Annotated in this window: 2 rRNA genes; both read right to left on the reverse strand. The window is 55.0% G+C overall.

The window, feature by feature from the left end:
- Positions 1–12 precede the first annotated feature (12 nt).
- A 5S ribosomal RNA gene (gene rrf, locus HV824_RS35245) occupies positions 13–129 on the reverse strand.
- 161 nt (positions 130–290) lie between these two features.
- A 23S ribosomal RNA gene (locus tag HV824_RS35250) occupies positions 291–3,253 on the reverse strand.
- Between the last annotated feature and the right edge of the window lie 121 nt (positions 3,254–3,374).

Raw genomic sequence — 3,374 nt, forward strand, 5'->3', positions numbered from 1 at the left:
TTCTCAAAAAGAATCCGGCAGCGACCTACTCTCCCGCGCGGTTTCCCGCGAAGTACCATCGGCTCTGGAGGGCTTAACTTCCGTGTTCGGGATGGGAACGGGTGGAACCCCTCCGACATAGCCACCGGAAAACAAGCGACAGTGCATACAAAGGGTAAGTTTCAATTCATTGCTGAGCGAAAGTCTCGCTGTGCGTATTTCAGTCTTCCAGGCGAGTGCGCGTCGCACTCGAGCCTCGGCCTTGGCCCCGAGTCCCTTACTCCCCTTGAGGGGGCATGCAAGAGAATGGGGAAAGTAAGCCTCACGACCAATTAGTACCGGTTAGCTGAACGTGTTACCACGCTTACACACCCGGCCTATCAACGTCGTAGTCTTCGACGGGTCTTCAGGGGCTTGCGCCCGGGATACCTGGTCTTGAGGTCGGTTTCCCGCTTAGATGCTTTCAGCGGTTATCCAATCGGCACATGGCTACCCAGCGATGCCTCTGGCGAGACAACTGGTACACCAGCGGTGCCTCCAACCCGGTCCTCTCGTACTAAGGTCAGAGCCTCTCAAGTATCCTACGCCCACAGCAGATAGGGACCAAACTGTCTCACGACGTTTTGAACCCAGCTCGCGTACCGCTTTAATTGGCGAACAGCCAAACCCTTGGGACCTGCTCCAGCCCCAGGATGCGATGAGCCGACATCGAGGTGCCAAACCTCCCCGTCGATGTGAACTCTTGGGGGAGATAAGCCTGTTATCCCCGGAGTACCTTTTATCCGTTGAGCGATGGCCCTTCCATTCAGGACCACCGGATCACTATGACCTGCTTTCGCACCTGCTCGACGTGTCCGTCTCGCAGTCAAGCTCCCTTATGCCATTGCACTCGACGCCCGGTTTCCAATCGGGCTGAGGGAACCATCGCGCGCCTCCGTTACTTTTTGGGAGGCGACCGCCCCAGTCAAACTACCCACCAGACAGTGTCCCAATCCCGGCTGACGGGACATGGTTAGACACCAGAAATCAACAGGGTGGTATTTCACCGTTGCCTCCACCGAACCTAGCGGCCCGGCTTCAAAGGCTCCCACCTATCCTACACAGTCAATCCCTAGTGTCACTGTCAAGTTATAGTAAAGGTTCACGGGGTCTTTCCGTCTTGCTGCGGGTAAACTGCATCGGCACAGCTATTTCAATTTCGCTGAGTCCCTCTCCGAGACAGCGCGGAAGTCGTTACTCCATTCGTGCAGGTCGGAACTTACCCGACAAGGAATTTCGCTACCTTAGGACCGTTATAGTTACGGCCGCCGTTTACTGGGGCTTCGGATCATCGCTTCACCTTGCGGCTGACGAATCCCCTTAACCTTCCAGCACCGGGCAGGAGTCAGACCCTATACGTCGGCTTGTCGCCTTCGCAGAGTCCTGTGTTTTTGGTAAACAGTCGCTACCGCCATTTCTCTGCAACCTCTCTCGGCTTCGGCTGTACGCCTACACCTACCAGAGGCCCACCTTCTTCCGAAGTTACGGTGGAAATTTGCCTAGTTCCTTGGAGGAGAGTTCTCTCAAGCGCCTTAGGATTTTCTCCTCGCCCACCTGTGTCGGTTTACGGTACGGACACCCTGTAAGCTCCCTACGGGACTTTTCTTGGAAGCAGAGCATCAGCGACTTACCCCTTACGGGGCGCCATGGAGTCTCGGGGATAGCTGCCGCGCCTTTATTCGTACGCGACACCCCTACACCTTTAGACTGACACAACCACCGGTCAGCTCGCCTAGCTTTCTCCGTCCTCCCTTAGTTCAACGCTCACAAGATGGTGCAGGAATATTAACCCGCTTTCCATCACCTACGCCTTTCGGCCTCGGCTTAGGTTCCGACTAACCCTGGGAAGATTAACTTGACCCAGGAAACCTTGGGCTTACGGCGAGGGGGTTTCTCACCCCCTTTATCGCTACTCATTTCGGCATCAGCACTCCCAGTCGCTCCAGCCGCCTTTTCAGTCGACCTTCGCTGCAACTGGGACGCTCCCCTACCGCCATACGCTTTACGCATGGCCCGAAGCTTCGGCACTAGTCTTGAGCCCCGTTACATTTTCGGCGCGGCCTGTCTTGACCAGTGAGCTATTACGCTTTCTTTAAAGGATGGCTGCTTCTAAGCCAACCTCCTGGTTGTCAATGACCTGCCACATCCTTTCTAGTGTTCACTTAGACTAGATTTGGGGGCCTTAGCTGTCGGTCTGGGTTATTCCCCTCTTGCCAATGGACGTTATCACCCACTGACTGCGTCCCGGGATAACAATTGCCGGCATTCGGAGTTTGGTACGGTTTGGTAATCTGGTGAGACCCCTAGCCGTTCCAGTGCTCTACCTCCGGCATTGAATTGCCCGAGCCGATACCTAAATATCTTTCGGGGAGAACCAGCTATCACGGAGTTTGATTGGCCTTTCACCCCTACACACAGCTCATCCCAGAAATTTTCAACTTTCACGGGTTCGGTCCTCCATGCGGTGTTACCCGCACTTCAACCTGGCCATGTGTAGATCACCCCGCTTCGGGTTATAATACACGCAACTAAACGCCCTGTTCGGACTCGCTTTCGCTCCGGCTCCACCTAACGGCTTAGCCTCGCTACGTATATTAAGTCGCCGAATCATGATGCAAAAGGTACGCTCTCGCACTGGGTTGCCCCGTAGTGCTCGAACTGCTTGTAGACATGCGGTTTCAGGTTCTTTTGACTCCCCTTACCGGGGTTCTTTTCACCTTTCCCTCGCGGTACTTGTTCACTATCGGTCGCCAAGGAGTATTTAGCCTTACCGGATGGTCCCGGCTGATTCAGGCAGGATTGCACGTGTCCCGCCCTACTTGGGTAACCCACTCAGCTCCAACTCGCTTTCGCGTACGCGACTATCACGCTCTTTGGTGCCTCTTTCCAGAGGCTTCCGCTAGCAAGTCAAAGTCCTACCGTGGACCCTCTACCCCGACGCCACTTTCGTGGTTTCGGTTTGGGCTGCTCCCATTTCGCTCGCCACTACTTTGGGAATCACTCATTGTTTTCTCTTCCTCAGGGTACTGAGATGTTTCACTTCCCCTGGTTAGCTCCATTCCACCTATGTATTCAGTGGAAGGTAACGCCGCTATTCGCAGCGCTGGGTTTCCCCATTCGGACATCTCCGGATCAACGCTCGGTTGACAGCTCCCCGGAGCTTTTCGCAGCCACCCGCGTCCTTCATCGCCTCTTGGCACCTAGGCATCCACCGCACGCCCTTAGTAGCTTACTTGCCCTAATCTCTTGTTTCACGCCCGCCTCCCGGCGGTTTGTCGAAACTCGAAACCAAGGCCCAGACTCCTGCTCTTCGCAGCAAGCCTGGAAGACTTCTTCTTTACCTACGCTTGATTAAA

This window comes from Myxococcus sp. AM009, from assembly GCF_013372605.1.
Classification (GTDB): Bacteria; Myxococcota; Myxococcia; order Myxococcales; family Myxococcaceae; genus Myxococcus; species Myxococcus vastator.